Annotated in this window: 19 protein-coding genes; 14 read left to right on the top strand and 5 right to left on the bottom strand. The window is 39.0% G+C overall.

The window, feature by feature from the left end; translation table 11 throughout:
* Window positions 1-153 precede the first annotated feature (153 nt).
* The 5 genes from E1140_RS16400 to E1140_RS16375 all read left to right on the top strand — a co-directional run bounded on the left by E1140_RS16400 (window position 154) and on the right by E1140_RS16375 (window position 3253).
* Entirely contained in the window at window positions 154-684 is a 531-nt protein-coding gene (locus tag E1140_RS16400; protein WP_155186347.1) for a hypothetical protein, read from the top strand.
* A 260-nt stretch (window positions 685-944) separates the two neighbouring features.
* Window positions 945-1274 carry a hypothetical protein gene (locus E1140_RS16395; RefSeq protein ID WP_155186344.1) on the top strand — a complete coding sequence of 110 codons (330 nt, stop codon included), beginning with the start codon at window positions 945-947 and terminating at the stop codon, window positions 1272-1274.
* A 2-nt stretch (window positions 1275-1276) separates the two neighbouring features.
* Window positions 1277-1504, top strand: coding sequence for a hypothetical protein (locus E1140_RS16390; protein WP_155186342.1), 228 nt, complete (start codon window positions 1277-1279; stop codon window positions 1502-1504).
* Window positions 1505-2100: 596 nt separating this feature from the next.
* A complete protein-coding gene (locus E1140_RS16380) occupies window positions 2101-2244 on the top strand; it encodes a hypothetical protein (protein WP_155186336.1) in 144 nt (47 codons plus the stop codon).
* A gap of 232 nt (window positions 2245-2476) precedes the next feature.
* Complete coding sequence (locus E1140_RS16375) at window positions 2477-3253, top strand: carboxylesterase family protein (protein ID WP_155186333.1); 777 nt, start codon at window positions 2477-2479, stop codon at window positions 3251-3253.
* 152 nt (window positions 3254-3405) lie between these two features.
* On the opposite strand, the gene E1140_RS16370 is transcribed toward E1140_RS16375, so the two are convergent.
* Entirely contained in the window at window positions 3406-3660 is a 255-nt protein-coding gene (locus tag E1140_RS16370; protein WP_155186330.1) for a hypothetical protein, read from the bottom strand.
* Between the two features lie 79 nt (window positions 3661-3739).
* On the opposite strand from E1140_RS16370, the gene E1140_RS16365 reads away from it, so the two are divergent.
* Window positions 3740-4540, top strand: coding sequence for a copper resistance protein NlpE N-terminal domain-containing protein (locus tag E1140_RS16365; RefSeq protein WP_155186327.1), 801 nt, complete (start codon window positions 3740-3742; stop codon window positions 4538-4540).
* A gap of 70 nt (window positions 4541-4610) precedes the next feature.
* Here the strand turns inward: E1140_RS16365 and E1140_RS16360 are convergent, their stop codons facing one another.
* Window positions 4611-5726, bottom strand: a complete 1116-nt coding sequence (locus E1140_RS16360) for a Gfo/Idh/MocA family protein (protein WP_155186324.1) — start codon at window positions 5724-5726, stop codon at window positions 4611-4613.
* Window positions 5727-5809: 83 nt separating this feature from the next.
* Here E1140_RS16360 and bla point away from each other — a divergent pair, with 83 nt between their 5' ends.
* Complete coding sequence (gene bla / locus E1140_RS16355) at window positions 5810-6547, top strand: subclass B1 metallo-beta-lactamase (RefSeq protein ID WP_155186321.1); 738 nt, start codon at window positions 5810-5812, stop codon at window positions 6545-6547.
* Here the strand turns inward: bla and E1140_RS16350 are convergent.
* Window positions 6544-9000, bottom strand: coding sequence for a ligase-associated DNA damage response DEXH box helicase (locus tag E1140_RS16350; protein WP_425482039.1), 2457 nt, complete (start codon window positions 8998-9000; stop codon window positions 6544-6546). The genes bla and E1140_RS16350 overlap by 4 nt on opposite strands.
* Before the next feature lie 68 nt (window positions 9001-9068).
* On the opposite strand from E1140_RS16350, the gene E1140_RS16345 reads away from it, so the two are divergent.
* Together E1140_RS16345 and E1140_RS16340 are read left to right on the top strand one after the other, a co-directional pair.
* Complete coding sequence (locus E1140_RS16345; protein ID WP_155186318.1) at window positions 9069-9563, top strand: hypothetical protein; 495 nt, start codon at window positions 9069-9071, stop codon at window positions 9561-9563.
* A 47-nt stretch (window positions 9564-9610) separates the two neighbouring features.
* On the top strand, window positions 9611-9994 hold the full coding sequence (locus tag E1140_RS16340; RefSeq protein WP_155186315.1) for a VOC family protein: 384 nt from the start codon (window positions 9611-9613) through the stop codon (window positions 9992-9994).
* A gap of 59 nt (window positions 9995-10053) precedes the next feature.
* Here E1140_RS16340 and E1140_RS16335 read toward each other — a convergent pair whose 3' ends face one another.
* Together E1140_RS16335 and E1140_RS16330 are read right to left on the bottom strand one after the other, a co-directional pair.
* Window positions 10054-10413 carry a SnoaL-like domain-containing protein gene (locus E1140_RS16335; RefSeq protein WP_155186312.1) on the bottom strand — a complete coding sequence of 120 codons (360 nt, stop codon included), beginning with the start codon at window positions 10411-10413 and terminating at the stop codon, window positions 10054-10056.
* A 148-nt stretch (window positions 10414-10561) separates the two neighbouring features.
* Complete coding sequence (locus E1140_RS16330; protein WP_155186309.1) at window positions 10562-11578, bottom strand: pirin family protein; 1017 nt, start codon at window positions 11576-11578, stop codon at window positions 10562-10564.
* Window positions 11579-11746: 168 nt separating this feature from the next.
* Between E1140_RS16330 and E1140_RS16325 the strand changes: the two genes are divergently transcribed.
* The 5 genes from E1140_RS16325 to E1140_RS16305 all read left to right on the top strand — a co-directional run bounded on the left by E1140_RS16325 (window position 11747) and on the right by E1140_RS16305 (window position 18157).
* Window positions 11747-13390, top strand: a complete 1644-nt coding sequence (locus tag E1140_RS16325) for an amidase family protein (RefSeq protein WP_155186306.1) — start codon at window positions 11747-11749, stop codon at window positions 13388-13390.
* A 143-nt stretch (window positions 13391-13533) separates the two neighbouring features.
* Window positions 13534-14532 (top strand): metallophosphoesterase family protein, encoded by a 999-nt coding sequence (locus E1140_RS16320; protein WP_155186303.1) that lies wholly within the window; start codon window positions 13534-13536, stop codon window positions 14530-14532.
* A gap of 118 nt (window positions 14533-14650) precedes the next feature.
* Entirely contained in the window at window positions 14651-16090 is a 1440-nt protein-coding gene (locus E1140_RS16315; RefSeq protein WP_155186300.1) for a M20 family peptidase, read from the top strand.
* Between the two features lie 118 nt (window positions 16091-16208).
* The gene (locus E1140_RS16310; protein ID WP_155186299.1) at window positions 16209-17231 is read left to right on the top strand and encodes a helix-turn-helix domain-containing protein; all 1023 of its coding nucleotides are present in this window, start codon (window positions 16209-16211) and stop codon (window positions 17229-17231) included.
* Window positions 17232-17323: 92 nt separating this feature from the next.
* The gene (locus E1140_RS16305; RefSeq protein WP_155186296.1) at window positions 17324-18157 is read left to right on the top strand and encodes a CPBP family intramembrane glutamic endopeptidase; all 834 of its coding nucleotides are present in this window, start codon (window positions 17324-17326) and stop codon (window positions 18155-18157) included.
* Window positions 18158-18256: the final 99 nt, after the last annotated feature.

Genomic DNA, 18256 nt, shown 5'->3' with positions numbered 1-18256 from the left:
CTCTAATACAATTGGTAGCAACAGTAATTTGATTGATATGATGGTTTAAATATCCATATAAAAGACAAATATCTCCTAGATTAGTAAAAAAAATATCATGCAGATATGCACTGTTGCGCATATCCAGTTGTTAGGCATAATTAAATAATATAAATGAAAGTAGGTGATTGGGTAAAATCTTATTCTAAAGGAATCTGGCAGATTTATCGAATAGAAAGAGTTAAATACAGTTTCCCCAACAAGAATGAATCAACCACTATTTACAGTAAAAGGTTGTTGAATGAAAAAGGAAAGAGGTCTTTCTCCTGCGAATCATGTAATCAAATGCTTGTATTTCCAATCTCTAAATATGATGAGATTTTCCTAAAGAAATTCATCGAGGAAAACCCGAAAGTTATCAGTGAATTTAACAAGTATCACAGGCCGATAGATTCCATTATGAATTTATCATTGTTTGCTAAGGACTCCGAAACTAGGTCGGAGATCGAACGCCTTGCATCTGATAAATTTCAGAATATCAGCACTGGCTTAACAGACTCCGAAATAAGTGAAATTTGGGATGAACATTTCCTAATGTATAAAGACTCAACAATCCGAAACTTGACCATCCAATTTATATCTGCAGATTCAAAAACTGAAAATAACAAAATTATATACAGCAAATTACGGATTTTAAATTCATAAACTATGCCTAACATTCCGTAAAAGCGCATTTGGACTTCACCGTGCGAAGTCCATAAATGCTTTAGTACGGCTCGGTCGCACGTTTTGGGTTAGCATTTCACATCTACTTTCATCTTTTAAACTTGTGGACAATTTATAAGGACGGGGTGTCTTAAGCTGCTTGTATCGCGACTAGGTTCTAAACCCAAATCGTGCTAGTTTTATGCCGTTAACTAAAGTAAAAACACGCGCCTTACAGGGGCGTTAGCGAGAACTATAAGATGAAGAAATACACTAAAGAACAGCGAAATAAACACTTGATCATCATTCTAATTTTGAGTGCACTGACGTTCGCAATAACCTCAATGTTTAATAGTGGATCTACGAACTTGGCAGGAGAGTTTGTTGATAGGAAATCAGTTAACTCTGCAGCACTTTCAACAATATTTATAACTGTACCTGTTGTTGGATTTATTCTTGGGAGCTTGGTGGCACTGATACCATATGGCGGTCTAACCTACAGACAAAAATATCTTAGAGCTTCTTTGCTAACCATTATTGTAATAGACTCAATCCTGCTTTTTAATACCATCATTCAAAACCTGTTTTAAGATTGTACATTTTTGACTACCTAGGAGCATTCTATTTCTGGATATGGCTAAAATTGATCAGTCTTTTTCGAAACAAGTCGTCTCCAACTTTTAAAGACATAATTGAAGGTAAAAACCGTTACAATGAGGGTGATCCTGTTGATGCTGGAGCATACGGACTGAAACTTAAAATGATTGGAGTGGCTGTAACAATGGTAATTCTCCATCTAATTGTGAAATCAGGAATTTAAAATCTCGCTAACATGGTGTAGAAAAACATATGCTAAAGCACCTTGTAGCTTCAGACAGGATGACTGGCCCGCATATTCTGCTTGCATTCCATAGCGGGACGACCAACCAGAACGCAGCAGTAACTTGAAATATCTAAGCTTTTATTGGCATATGTAGGTTGAGAAAGTTAGCAGAAAATGCTACGTTTAGTTTTTTATAGCCTCGTGTGGCATACATTTTCTACACGGGCGTTATGAGCAAACGTCTTGATGAAATTTCTATTAAATATAATTGTCATTTGCGCAGTAGTCGCAATCACCTCTTGTGAACAGAAGAATGAACATCTACTGACATACACAAATGGCAGACAACATCTTACACTCAATAAACTAACTGTCGATGGTAAGCCTCTTGTCAAACCAAAAATTCATGTTAATGTCCCTGATACAATTTCTATTACTGAAAAAATTTACGCAGAAATATATTTGGACAGAGGCGAATACCAATTATTAGCTGCATACTACGACTGCAAAACTGTGGAGAATCCAACTGTAGACACAGTCAGAACCCAAAGGATTACACCAAAAGGATTGATGGATGCAAATTAGAATTACTTGTGGAAAATGATACTGTCAAAATTGGCTGGAAATCTCCAGCTACTGGTCCTAAAAAGTTTAAGGATATAACACTTCTCACTTTAGACAATGATGGCGTTTTCAGAACTCATACTATTAATTTTGATTATTTCGTGACTAACTAAAAATGCTCATAACATTCCGTAAGAGCGCATTTGGACTTCAACATGAGAAGTGCTTAAATGCTTTGATGCGATTAGTCAGCAATTCCAGATTGCAAATCTGGAATCAATATCGCAGGATCTGTGATTCGATTAAAATCGGATTACAAATCCAACCATCAATACTTCAGAATTAGAAATTCCGAAGAGCAGTATTTATTCATTTTTCCTATATTTATTCAAAACTACATGAACTATGAAAAACTACATCACCATACTTATAAGTGTCCTTTTAATTCCTTTTGCCAGTATTAACGTCAGCGCTCAAGTGGACAGGTTTGCTCCTTTAAAATATGAAGATGGTAAAGGTGGTGTGTTGAACTATCAAATGCTGTGGCCTGATGCTAATCCCTCTAGAAAATATCCATTGGTCATCTTTTTGCATGGCGCTGGTGAGCGCGGTGATGATAACAAAGCACAACTAAAATGGGGAGCACAGAGTTTTGCTACTGATGAATACATGTCAAAGTATCCTGCTATTGTTATAGCTCCACAGTGCCCTAAAGACCTGCAATGGTCTAACCTGGATTTTAACAGAGAAGCTGGGACCATCACACTTAAAGACACTCCATCAAAGCCTATGGAATTGTTGATACAGCTTATTGAAAAAACAATTAAAGAAATGCCTGTTGATCCATCAAGAATCTACATCACGGGATTGTCTATGGGTGGTTTCGGCACTTTTGACCTTACCATGAGAAAGCCAGAATGGTTTGCCGCTTCTGTACCTGTTTGTGGTGGTGGTGATGTTTCAAAGGCGGCTACCATCGCTCATATTCCTACCTGGGTGTTTCATGGCGCTGAAGATCCCACTGTTCCATCGAAGCTATCCGCTGATATGGTGGATGCACTGAAAAAAGCAGGCACACACCCCGGTTATACCGAGTACCCTGAAGTTGGGCACTTCTCATGGCTGATGGCCTATAGCGACCCCTTGATGATCGAGTGGATGTTTAGACAGAGGAAGAAATAAACCACTTCCTTGCCAGACATGTTCCGGCACCTCTGACTTTAATTATTCGGGCTTATGAGAGACCCCGGAATATATCAGGGGATAACTTCATTGTACTTTAGTCAAGTATCGGTGAATTATGAAAAATTTAGATAGCCTTACAGACTTTTAATTCAACGATACCTTCCTTCCCATTCGGAAGCCTGCCGCAACTTTTCGATTCTGTTTTTTACAGGTGGATCATCAAGTATGGCAAGACGCTCGCCTTTAGAGGTAAAATGATAGCCATCGCACATATTACAATGGTAAACATTGATGGGTCCGGCTCCATGACTAAAATTATTTCTGCCCAGATGTTCTATCAACGCTTCAACGGCCGTTTGCGCATCAAAATAATAGTTCTTACCGGTAGAGCAGCTTTTAATCATAGTATCAAAATTAAATATTTAAGCCGGGAAACTGATTCCTGATTTTTGTATTTTTAGATTAACAACCAAAACTAAAGTTATGTTGAAAGCCTTATTTAATGTCTTGTTAATATCAGCTGCGGTACTAGGCGGTTGTCAAAGTCAGAATAATAACAACTCTGAAACGGACGCTAAAACTGACGAACAAAAACCTGTGCCCACTGGCGACAATAGTCAAAATGCACTTGATTGGGAAGGCACATATCAAGGCACTTTACCTTGCGCTGATTGTGAGGGAATTCAAACTGAAATTATTCTTAAAGGTGATGAATCATTCACTATGACCACCCAATATCTCGGAAAAGATGATGAGAGAAATGTTAGCACAGGTAGTTTTAAATGGGATGAATCAGGGAGTAATATAACACTAAACGAGGACCCTAATCTTCAATATAAAGTCGGTGAGTTTGTTCTCTTTAAATTAGATAATGAAGGCAATAGAATTACCGGAGAATTGTCGGAAAACTATATGCTAAGAAAGATTGATGATCAGATTACTGAACGTTATTGGAAATTATCCTCACTTAATGGCATTCCAATTACAGTGGCCGAAACACAACCCCGGGAGGCTCATTTTATATTGAAAAATCAGGAGAAGAAAGTCAATGGGCACACTGGGTGCAATGTCATGAATGGAACGTTTGAAACTGGCCCAGATCGAAAATTGGAATTTAAAGGTATGATTTCAACAAGAAGAGCTTGCATGAATGTTCCTTATGAAAGTGAGTTTACCCAGATGCTGGATAAGGTTAGAAGCTATAACCTTGTGGGCGATACTTTGATATTAAAAAGTGAGTCTGATGCCGAGCTGGCTAAACTTTATTCTGTATATTTCAGATAGGAGATAACACTTTTTACTATCCCAAATAGTGTTTACTCAATTCAGGCCAAGGTATATTTTATAAGTAATGCTAATTCTTTAGCAAAACTGTCTTTCCGGTTTTAGCACTTTTGCTCGCAGCTTCCAATATCTCCACCACTATCATATTATTTTCCAATGAAGAAAGATCATATGGCGGCAATGTGATTTTATCATTAACTACGGCAGCCAATAAAGAAAAAGGATCATCATAAGGAGAAGGCATCTCTTCTAGTTTTTCGTTATCTTCCTTATAACCATCATAGCCTTCTGCCATTCGAACTCTGAAATCATTTCTATTATCAGCATAGATGGCACCGGTTAGCCCATATATTTCCATATCCTTCCTGCCCATTGGCCAGTTCCAGGAAGCCTCAATGATTCCCTGTGAAGTTTTGTATGCCAATATGATGGTGGCATCATCATCCACCTTAGGATTGTTCTCTGGTTGGAGTTGTTGAGTGACAGCTGTTACAGAAAGAGGCCTTTCACCCTTCTGAAGCCATGTCATCAGATTAGCACCATAGCAGCCAAAATCCATAATAGCTCCGCCTCCATTCTCCTTAGGATCGAGTAGCCAATCCAGAAACTCACTATTGATATCCAGCTTTTTGGGTCCTTTATGACCATCCCTAACTATTATCTTTCGGACTTGTCCAATCTTACCTTCGTGGTAAAGATTATAAGCCTTTTGATTGGTTGGGTACCAGGTGGTTTCATAATTAGTGAGTAGGTGAATGTTATGTTTTTTGGCTAAAGCCTGCATTTGAATGGCATGATCCATACTTACTGCTAAGGGCTTTTCTACCATCACGTGAATACCCAGTGGAGCACATTTCTGTACTACTTCCAAATGTTCATAGATAGAACCAAATGCTGTCACCGCTGTTGGCTTTGCAGCATTGATCATTTCATCCATGGTATCATAAACCAAGTCCATGGAAAAGCCATGCTGCTCCGAATATCGCTTTGCCAATTCTTTGTTTGGTTCAACAATGCCCACTATTTCAATATCCCCTTTGTCAGGTCGGCCAAGTATCCAATGCACATGGGTGTGCGATAGTCCGATGACTCCTATTCTTAGTTTTTCTCCAGTTGTATGCTGGCCATGAGTATTGATGCTTATTCCAAAAATGAGAATTAATAATATTGATAAATTCAGTTTCATCGGTTTTAAGTTTTATGGCTTTTGAGAATGCTAAATTTAACTGATTTATAGGCTAATAGTAATGCTTCATTTAACTTTAGTCAATGAAGCAAACTTTTTTAATGTGCCTATTAACTATCACCAGTACACTAATAATGGCTCAGAAAAATCTCTATAAATCTGAAAATCTGGTGATAGAAAAAACCACACCCAATCTGTATCTACAGATAACCTACCTGAATACTGATGATTATGGAAAAGTAGCTTGTAATGGTGCCATATACATTAGCAATAATGAAGCAGTCATTTTTGATACACCTAGTGATAGTATCTCTAGTATTGAGTTGATCAATTATGTTAAAAATGAGCTTAAGAGCAGTATCAAAGCAGTTGTAATTAATCATTTTCATATTGATTGTCTTGGAGGATTGAAAGAGTTTCATGCGGAAAACATTCCATCATATGCCAGCAATAAAACAATAGTTCTAGCTAAAGAGGACAATCAGGAAGTACCGCAAAATGGTTTCGATAAAGCAGATACATTGACCATAGGAAATCAAAAGATCATTAATACATTCTTTGGTGAGGCTCATTCCAAAGGCAACATCATCAGCTACATTCCTTCAGAAAAGGCACTTTTTGGCGGATGCCAGGTAAAGGCTCTCGGAGCAGGTAAGGGTAATCTAAACAGTGCCAACATTCATGAATGGCCCAATTCTATAGAAAATATAAAAAAGGCCTATTCTGAAATTCAATTTGTAGTACCTGGTCATGGTAAAATTGGTGGTGCTGAGCTGCTAGACTTTACCATTCAGATGTTTGAAGAAGACCGATCTAACTAGCCAAACTGAAGCTGCATCCTTTTTACCCGATCTTCCAATTTCTCGGAAGTCAGTTTCTCTCTTAACCTATCAACCATGATAGGGAAAGCAAAGGGTGTTGGTTTTTCCGGTTCAGTAATTACAATTTTCTGTTGGTTAATTCTTTCCAAAGCCTTTCTGATTCTAGCTTCTTCTAACTGGAAATCCATTACCTCTTCATAGGCTTGTAGCAGCAGAAGATTAGATGAATCATAATCATTAAACACATCAAAAAACAACTGCGAAGAAGATTGAATGTGCCTGTCTTTTATTTTGTTGCCAGGATATCCCTTGAAAACCAAACCTGAAATTGACGCAATATCTCTAAATCTTCTTCGTCCCATTTCCACAGAATTGATACCCGCCTGTATATCATTCCACAAATTGTCAGTAGTAAGAATATCTGTTTCAAGGGCTTCATAGATTGGTATTTCCTGATCTGATAACAGTTCAAAACCATAGTCATTCATGGCAATACTAAAAGTGATCGGCATTATTCTTGAAATTCTTAGCGCCAGTAAAGCACCCATACCTTCATGAACAAAGCGCCCTTCGAAAGGATACATCAGAACATGATAGCCTTCTTCACTTTTAAAATATTCAATCAGAAACTCCTTTTTATTGGGTAAATGCGATCTCTCCCTTTGCAGGTCCATTAACGGTTGAAGGAACTGCAGTTCAATATCCTTGGGATCAGGTTTTGTTAGCTCATCTAGCTTCTTCCTCAGCATCACCGATAGCTGAGAAGATAAAGGCATTCTACCACCTTGCCATGAAGGAACCGCTTTAGCTTTCTTTTTTGTATTGCGCACCTGCGCTACCATTTCCTTAATTCGAACTAGTTCGAGGTTCCTACCTGCAAACCAAAAAACATCTCCGGGATTAAGCCTTGAAATGAAATACTCTTCAACAGTGCCTATATATTTACCACTAGTATATTTCACCTTTAGTGAGGCATCACTCACAATCGTTCCGATGCTCAAACGATGCCTCATAGCTATCCTTCGATCAGTAACTTTATAAATGCCTTCTTCAATTTCTACTTTTCTGTATTCATCATAGGCAGTAAGAGCAGCACCTCCCGTAGTAATAAAACTCATCAGCCAGCTCCATTCTTCCTCATTTATACTGTTATAAGCAAAGGTCGATTGTACTTCTTTAAATACTTCGGCCGGCACAAAACCATCAGACACCGCCAGTGTAACCAGGTACTGAATCAGCACATCAAATGATCTTAAATATGGAATCCTGTCTTCTACCAGTTGTGCATCAATAGCAGAACGCAATGCCGCAGCTTCTATTAATTCTAATGAATGAGTAGGCACAAAGTATATCTTACTTAATGCTCCAGGCTGGTGGCCGCTTCTACCTGCTCTCTGCATAAAGCGGGCTACACCCTTCGGACTTCCTACTTGAATGATAGTCTCCACAGGTCTGAAATCAACACCCAAATCAAGACTAGAAGTACAAACCACTGCTTTTAGCTGTCCATCATATAACTGATCCTCCACCCAGTCACGAAGCTCGCGACTTATTGAACCGTGATGCATGGCCATTATCCCCGCCAGCTCAGGTGCTCTTTCAAGCAGCCTTTGATACCATATTTCGGCAAAAGACCTGGTGTTAGTAAAAATCAATGTGCTTTTGCTTTGCTTGATAATGGGTATCACCTTATCGATCAAATTGACACCCAGGTGGCCTGCCCATGGTAATTGATCTACAGAATCTGGTAAAACAGACTCTACTTCAATCACCTTTTGTATATCAGATCTGATTACTTTCAGTTTCTTGCTATTACCAAGCAACGCAGCAATGGCTTCATCCATATTACCAATGGTAGCAGAAATTCCCCAGACCTTTAGGTTAGGGCAAATGCTCTTAAGTCTGGAAAGGCCTAGCTCTACTTGCACCCCTCGTTTTGAGCCCATCAGCTCGTGCCACTCGTCACAAACAATAGCCCTAAGGTTCTTGAAGTAATTTGCATACCCTTTTTGAGCCAGCATTAGATGCAGACTTTCAGGGGTAGTAATCAGAAATTCTGGTGGGGTTTTCTTTTGGGCTGCACGTTGCTTAGTTGAGGTATCACCAGTACGTACCCCAACCTGCCAATCAATACCCAACCCATCAAGCGCTTTTTGTGTTGAATTGGCAATTTCCTTAGCCAGCGCTCTGATAGGCGTTATCCAAATTACTCTCAGTCCATTAGCACGCTTTGAATTATTATTTTCCCTTATGAATTCGAGTAATGTAGGCACAACCAAAGAGTAGGTCTTACCGCTACCAGTGGGCGCATTCACCAACCCATGATAGCCATCCAGATAAGCCTTCCATGCCTCATTTTGAAAAGGAAAGGTCTTCCACCCTTTTGAATGGAACCACTCCTCTCCTTTAGCTATTAACTCATAGTTGGTCATTAATCTAAGATAACGCTTCATGTTAGTATCATTCCAACCTTACAGGAAAATTAAGGGTCATATAAACAACAAACCTTAATTTTATACCAATGAAAAAAATAGTGAGTTGCATAAGTGTGATGCTTGCACTGGCAGCGTGTAATACTGATGAAGATCCATTCTTCCAAGTTGACCAGCCTACAGAAGAAGGAGAATACCTTTTATTTGGCACTTATGCCGGGGAGTGTTTAGGAGAAGAATGTATTGAGATTTTCAAGCTGACCGGCTCAACACTGTCTGAAGACAAAAATGATAACTATCCTAACACCCAATCTACCTATTCAGGTGATTTCAACTTACTATCTGATGACAAGTTCGAAATAGCAAAATCACTACTATCAAGTACGCCAGCTTCATTGCTAATTATTACAGATACCATCATTGGTCAACCAGATTATGCAGATGGAGGCGGAATTTACTTCGAATATAACGTGAATAACACACATCGTTATTGGCTCATTGATCAGGTTAAATCAAATGTGCCGAATGCCCTCCATCCCTGGATGGATAAGGTGAATTCTGTTGTTGATCAAATTAATGAATAGCGGATTTTTTGTATATTGAGTTCAATCAAAACTCAATAGCTATGGAAATGAAAAACAACATGGTAGGCTGGTTTGAAATGCCAGTTGCTAATATGGAACGCGCAATGAAGTTCTACGAAACCGTATTTGATGTTAAGATTGAGCGTCATCAGATGGGTGAGTTAGATATGGGTTGGTTCCCCACAACGCAGGAAGGGTCAGGAGCCATGGGATCGTTGGTCTGCATGCCTGAATTTTACAAACCCAGCCACGATGGAGCTTTGGTATATTTTACCGCGCATTCAGGAGACCTAAATAATGAACTTGGAAGAGTTGAAGCTGCCGGTGGCAAAGTGATGATGCCTAAAAAGCTTATAGCGGAAGGCTACGGATATATGGCAGTTTTCGAGGATAGTGAGGGAAATAGAGTAGCCATGCATTCGCACGGATAAAAGACCAACTAAAAGCAAAAGGCTAATTCAATAGGATGAATTAGCCTTTTAATATTTAATTAAGCGTTAAAGTAAAAACGCTCATGTTTTACCTGATCGCCTTCCCATTGCTTCACTGCAACTTGCTCTAGTTTCATCGGAGCATCCATTCCTTTAAAGGTTACTTCCATCCAAACTTCAGCGCAAGTAGTCGCCTCTTCTTCGTTAGAAGTGATTTTAGTAATACCAGCACTGTGAAATGCCTCTACTTTTCCTAGAAATTCTATTTCGTGCTTTCTTGCCTCCTCTTTACCAACAAACTTGTCTCCCGATGGCTCTACTAAAACCACATCTTCTGCATAGAATTTTTCAAATGCGTCCATTAATTGACCAGTATTTACCATAGTCTGTAGTTCTTTTTCTTTTTCTAAATAGCTCATATAATTAATTTTGATGTTTAAACATTGATTATACCGAAGTAACGGAATCTAAGTTTCAATGTTCGAACATTATTGAAGTTTTTTTCGCATTCAGCAAAAAAAGAGGACCATCAGTCCTCTTTAAATTTTAACGCATAACCAGTTAGCACTAGTCCTTCACCTCTTCTCTGCCATCAACATGCACGGCAAAGCGGCCTTTCTCTCTTGGATGTACATGCTGATGTGTTGACCATGGCCAGCCGCCAAACTGGGTGGACTGATAATCACGCATAGCCTCTTGAATCTCAGCCTGAGTATTCATCACAAAAGGGCCATACTGAGCTACCGGCTCATTGATAGGTTTGCCCTGAAGCATTAATAATCGTGCCTTTTGATTACCATTTTTTAGTTCTACTTCCATTTCAGGGTTCAGTTCAACTCCATGATAATGGGGTATCCCCTGCCCTGCTACTTCCAATCCCTCACCCTCGAAGTAGTATATAGTTCTGTTTGTACCTGCCGCGGTAGACGGAATAGTCCACTCTGCATTAGGCTCCATGTCTATGGTCCAAATGGCTACATCATTATCTTCTGTAGCTGCCCACGATTTGGGTGGTGGCGCAGGCGCATCATTGTCATCAAGTTTACCAGCCACAATCATTACATTGGTCTTGTGGCCATTTTCATCTTCATATTCCAGTTGCGGTATGGTATCATTCCATAGCATCGCAAAATGTGGCTCAACCAGTTTATTTGCTTGAGGCAGATTCAACCAGATTTGAAATAACTCTAATGGGTTGGGATTATCCTTATCTAACAATGGAAACATTTCAGAGTGCTGCACGCCTTTCCCTGCCGTCATCCATTGTACATCACCATTTCCAAATCGAGCGGCTGCTCCAAGTGAGTCAGAATGATCTATTAGTCCGGTAGTACAAATAGTTACGGTCTCAAAACCTCTATGCGGATGCGCTGGAAATCCCGGTACGGTCTCGCCATGATACATTCTCCAACCATCTTTAATTGTAAAATCCTGGCCAATGTTTCTACCGGCCAACGAGGCATCAGGACCAAGTTGATCATTACCCTTAGGATAAAAATCTGCATGATGAACACAGAACAAAAACGGATCGCTGGTTTGCCATGGAAAACTCAACGACTTTATTTTCAATATTGGTGATGACATATTTTTCTTAATTTATAAATCCTCTAATAAGAACAACATCAAGTTAAAGAAGTTCTCTAACAAAACTAAAATGGAAGCGAACGATAGAGAATAATTCAGGCTTTTATTTTAACGGAAAAACAAAATAGGTTCTAAGTTGTAATTTAGGATAACGTAACCTAAAACCGTATGAAAAGAATTATTCCGTTTTTACTAATTATTGCCTTTGCCTGCGAGCAAAAACCAAAGACCATTATTCCTGAATGGCAGCCTTATGATGAGACCACATGGTTGGAAGAAAATGCTGATCACGAATCAGTGAGAATGCAATATAAATTGATCCAATCTAAAATATCTGATAAGAATGATATGCTTGATCAGATCAGAAATCAGATCACCTATTTCTCAAAAGAAGATTATGAAAGATTGACTCCTTTTATTCTGGAGCAGGACATACCCACCATACAGTCGCACATCAAGTCAGGTGATCTCACTTATGAAACGCTGACGCAGTGGTATTTGTACAGAATTGCATTATTTGAAAACAGCAAAGATTCTGCACTTAATAATATCATTGCTATTAACCCTAAGGCTGTTGAAGAAGCACGGAAGCTTGATAAAAACAAATCGGATAATGATCATTTAATTTATGGCATACCTGTATTGCTCAAGGACAATGTGAATTTTGAAGGGCTGCCAACCACGGCAGGAGCTGCAGCCATGGTAAATAATTATGCAGATGATGCCTTCATTGTAAAGCGAATTAAAGATAAAGGAGGCATCATTTTAGGTAAAGCCAACCTTAGCGAATGGGCCAATTATTATGCTATGGTAAACCCAAATGGTTATAGTACAGTAGGCGGACAAACATTAAACCCCTATGGCCCAAGAAAATTTGACACAGGAGGCTCAAGTTCCGGCAGTGGTTCTGCCATAGCAGCCAACTATGCAGCCGTTGCAGTAGGTAGCGAGACTTCAGGCTCCATTCTTTCACCTTCTAGTTCTAATTCCATCGTAGGTTTAAAACCAACCATCGGGTTATTAAGCAGAGGTGGTATCATACCAATTTCCAGCACGCTGGACACTCCTGGCCCTATGACCAAGAGTGTTATTGACAATGCTATTTTCCTTTCAGCTATGACTGGTAAGGATGCTGAAGATGCTGCTACTGCAGACAGCCCTGAAGGGGTAAAATATTTTGAAGATGTAAAAACAGGAACAGTTGAAGGTTTACGTTTTGGTGTAATTAAAGGATTTCTTGCTGATACCATGTACCTGGATAATGTTAGTAAAATAGTTGCCATGGGTGGAGATACTGTAGTAATCGAACCTGCTCAAATGGATTACAATGGTTTTCTGACGCTGCTAAGTGGAGATATGAAATATGACCTGCCTCATTATTTTGAAGCTTATGCCGGTGACTCTATAAGCTACACCAGTGTTGCAGACATTGTTGAATTCAACAAAAAAGACACAACTATCAATGTGCCTTATGGTCAGGGTAGATTGGAAGAAATAGTAGCGCTAGAGATCACGATGGATTCACTTATAAAAGTAAGAGAAGAAATGAACAGAAGGGGTAAAAACTACTTTGAAGTTCCTATGCAGGAGCATAATCTGGATGTAATTCTATCCATCAACAACTGGACTGCAGGTCAGGCTGCTGTAGCCAAATATCCTTGTTTAACAGTGCCTATGGGCTATACTAACGATGGTCAACCAAAAGGTATTACCTTCATTGCCAAACCATTTGAAGAAGCCAAGTTATTAAAGGTGGGTTATGCGTATGAGCAGACCACCAAATTAAGACAAATACCAAAGGCTTATCATTGAGCTACATAATGAATTCAAAAGCCATCACCTGATATCAAGTGATGGCTTTTTTAATGTTATCAAATCAATAAATAAGAAGTTCGGTATCGAATTTTACATCCACCTATGCTAACTTAACTATCAAATCACTACTCACTTATATCATGCGCTTATTATCTCTCTTTATTCTTACAGCTTTCATTCAGTGTTCTGCCCCTCAGAAAGAGATAGTGAAAGAAGAACGAAGTCCGGAATTTGAACATAACTATACCAACGGCCCTACCCCATGGACGAGCACAGAATTTGAGTTAGAAGAAGATGATTTCACTTTTGCCATTATTTCAGATCTAACTGGAGGTGAACGCCCTGGTGTTTACAGCACTGCTGTTGCTCAACTTAATCGCCTCGACCCTACTTTTGTATTAAGTGTGGGTGACCTGATTGAAGGAGGAACAGAAGATACCTTACAATTGATTAAAGAATGGGACTCATTCGATAGTAGAACTTTTAGTTTAAATATGCCTTTCTTTCATCTGGGTGGCAATCATGATCTCACCAATCCTGTGATGAGAAAAATTTGGCTCAAGCGCTATGGCCCCACGTACTATCACTTTGTATATGAAAATGTACTCTTCCTGATGATGGATACAGAAAACTATGAAGAGGAAAGGTTGATTGAAGTCAATAGCGCACGTAATGAAGCGATGAAGATTATCCGTGGTGAAATAGAAGGTGTCTATGCAGATACAGAATACGCCAATATGCAGGAGGCTAAAACCGGAGGTATAAGTGCTGCCCAGCACGAATATTTCAAAAATATTCTGGCTAAATACCCAGACGTACGTTGGACATTTGTGTTAATGCACAAACCTTCATGGAAACTGGAAGGTGATATGGGGCTTGAACCATTAGAGGCTCTCCTTTCCGATCGTAACTATACTGCTATCAATGGTCATGTTCATTCTTTTTCACACCGCAAGAGAAACAACATGGATTATATAACACTTGGCACTACAGGTGGCTTCCAGGCCGAAGGTGATTCAATGGCTTATGATCATGTGACTTTGATACGCATGGCAGAAAAGCCAGTTATTACACATTTAAAAATGGCGGGCATTCTTGATGAGACCGGTAATATTCCAGAACCAATAGATTCAAACTAGGTAATCACATTCCATCAATTGGCCTTAAACACCGACTGAATGGCCAAGTTTCCTCTCATATAGGAAGCTTTGATTGGTTTTATGCTTGGAGCTATCTTGTACGTCTCAATCAGTAACTATGAAAAAAATACTATTAGGCCTTCTGGCTATCGTCATTGCACTTGTTCTATTTGTGCTTATCAAAACAGTACTCTTTACTGCAGAATCAATAAAATATGAAAAAGCAGAACTTATTGAGGTGCCAGATGCCGCTTTGGAACGCCTGAAGAAAGCCATTCAGTATAAAACCATTTCTTACGAATACCCTGGTGAACCAGATTCTGCAGAATTCATCGGTCTGCACAATCATATTGCCACGGCCTATCCTTTAGTAGATAGCTTGTTAGAAAAAGAGGTTATTGCTGATTACAGCCTTCTTTTCAAATGGCAGGGCAGCGATGGCAGCGCAAAACCAATCATTTTAATGGGTCATATGGATGTGGTACCAGTCGATCAAAACACTTTAGCACAGTGGGAGGCACCTCCATTCTCAGGAGAGATTAAAGATGGTATTATCTATGGAAGAGGCACAATGGATGATAAAGTTACTGTGTTTAGCATTTTGGAAGCTGTTGAAATGGCGTTACAAAATGGCGTTCAGCCAAAACAGACCATCTATCTTGCTTTTGGTCATGATGAAGAAATAGGCGGTGAATCAGGTGCCGGAGCCATTGCTGAGTTTTTAGAGAAGAAGGGTGTAAAAGCAGAATATGTTATGGATGAAGGCGGTTACATCGGTGATGGTGTAGTACCTGGAATTAATGATCCTGTAGCTATCATTAATGTTGCCGAAAAAGGATATGTATCTTTTAAATTAACAATAACTACTCCTGGTGGTCACTCTTCCAACCCACCGGCAGATAATACTATCGGGTCACTGGCCGCTGCGATTACGAGACTGGAGGAAAATCAATTTCCTTACAGAATGACCCCGGTTGTAGAAACTCAGATTGCCACCATCGGACCTCATATGCCCTTTGTTCAAAAAATGGCTTTTGCCAATACATGGTTGTTGGGCACCCCTATACTTAAAGGACTCAATGCACATACTACCACGGCACCAACTATCTTCAATGCAGGTGTGAAAGACAATGTAATACCAACAACCGCCTCAGTTGTAATGAACTTTAGAATTATGCCAGGAGAGTCTGTGGAGTCAGTTCGCCAGCATGTTATAGAAACAGTAAATGACGAAAGAGTTACTATTGAATCTATAAGTAATGTTAATGAGCCCTCTCCTGTTTCTGATTATGAATCAGAGGCTTATAGTACTATTGCAAAGACTGTTAAACAGGTTATACCAGAGGCAATAGTTTCACCTGGCCTATTAGGTGGTGGCACAGACACCAAGCACTATCGTAAAGTGTCTGAAAATCAATACCGGTTCTTGCCAATCAGAATCAGCCCAGATAACATGACTGGATTTCACGGTATCAATGAGCACTTACAGGTGGAGAACTATAAAGAAACAGTGCAGTTCTTTTATCAGCTTTTGAAGAATCTTCAGGAAGGAGAGTAATATTAAAATGATTTCCCCTGATTTATTCCGGGGTCTCCATTGAAGAGATGTAGGAACAAGTCCGACAGGAGATTAATTCAATTATAAATATATTTGAGCTATTACTTTTTAATGGTCAATGCTCTATTTCATTTCCCTTATTAACCTAATTATTAGTGTTCAGTCACTATTTCTTTTCTTTCATTTTATATTCAAGAAAAAAGGGGAACTGTTATTAAACAAAATAATTGCGTCATTATGCCTTCTGTTTGCGCTTATAGTAGTTAATACTTATCTGAGCCTCAATGAAATAACTAATGAACTGGTTCAGGATATTGCCAATAATGTGATGTGGTTTATTGGGCCAGGCATTTATTTCTATGCTACTTATCATCAAAAGCTTCCAACTAAGCAAATTTTGCTAGTTCATAGTCTTCCCTATTTATGTCTTGCATTGATCAATATGCTACATCTGAGCTCTTCTTTTGACAGCATTGTACCCATAATCGCATTTACTCAAATGAGTATTTACCTTTTCCTATCCATAAAAATCTGTATCAATAATTACAAAGCATTCACAGCTTACTACAATTGGATTCTGCCCACCGTTGTTTCTTTTACATTATTGATAATGATCAATTTCACCCTCAGGATTTTATCTTCTTTTGACATTAACCTTTTATCGAACACATTATTGCAGAGTTTTACCACGCTGCTGTCAATCCCTATCTTCTTTATAGCTTACAAAGAGATGAATGCTACGGACTCATTTGGCATACAGAAGAAGAAATATAGCACAACGCCACTATCTGAGCAAAAGCTCAAAGAATATCAAGAATCCATTACCAAGGCCATGACAGAGAACCAACATTACCTTAACCCCAACCTTACACTTCAGCAATTTGCTAAACACCTGAACATACCTTCCAAATATGTATCTCAAACTATTAACCAAAATCTGAATATCAGTTTTTCCGAATTTCTACTGAGTTTCAGACTCGAGGAAGTAAAGAAAAATCTACTGGACCCAAAAAAACAGCACCTTACCATCAATGGTATTGCAGAAGAGTCAGGCTTCTCCTCTCCAAGCAGATTTAATCATCTTTTTAAGCAAAAAACAGGACTTACTCCCAGTCAGTATCAGAAAGAAAATAAGTCCTAACATGTGTCATATCATGATATAGGATAACCTCGACCCATCTTAAAAAGCTATCCAGCGTATGTTTGAGCAACGACATTCAAAACTCAAACTACATGGAAACATTTCAATCCACTAAAAAACAAGTCATACTTTTCTTTGTAATGACTTATGCAGTCTCATGGTCATTATTCTTTATCGGTCAACAGTTAGATGCTATACCCATTATCATGTTGGGAATATGGTCTCCTTCATTAATGGCCATATTACTTAATTCAAAAATTTATGGTAAAGATGGACTGAAACACTTTTTCGGAAGGTTTAAAAGAATTAAAATAAAATGGTACTACTGGGTTTTGTTGCTTCTACTTCCAGCCAGTATCCATTTCGCAGGCCGGTCTTTATGGCAATTGTTATATGATGGACAACTCAATCCATTTTACAGACCGTTGGCCTATTGGGCAAGTGCTATAATTCCGTCATTCCTGATAGCAGGGTTGGGTGAAGAGTTCGGATGGCGGGGTTTTGCACTTCCAAGATTACAGCAGCATTACAGCCCTGTGGTGGCATCATTTATTCTCGCTTTGGTGCATTTGTTCTGGCACATACCCACTTACTGGCTAGGTCAGGGTATGCACAATGTACCTTTCATTTTCGTATTGGCCTTTGTATTTCCCTGGACCTTTATCTTTAACTGGATGTACAACAAATCTGGTGGTAGCATGATTTTCGCCATCAGTTTTCATGCGATATCTAATGCCTCATTGTCAATCATCCGTTTTATGCCTTTGGATAGCGAAGTGCCCATAACTACAGACCTCATAACACAATTATCACTGCCTACAGATCTGGCCGGACCATATTTATCAGTTTGTGCTGTGTATCTGGTAGTAGCTCTGGCTGTTTATAAGTTTGGCAATTTCAATAAAGTAAACACCGATATACCGTAGATAAATCTCCTTTTAACTTCAATATTTAAAAACCCTCAGTTGAAATGAAATTAGTAAAAAGCATTCTTATTATATATATAACTACAAGCATTATACTAG

It is taken from the genome of Fulvivirga lutimaris, from assembly GCF_009711525.1.
Taxonomy (GTDB): Bacteria; Bacteroidota; Bacteroidia; order Cytophagales; family Cyclobacteriaceae; genus Fulvivirga; species Fulvivirga lutimaris.
This window is presented reverse-complemented; position numbering and strand designations above follow the sequence as displayed.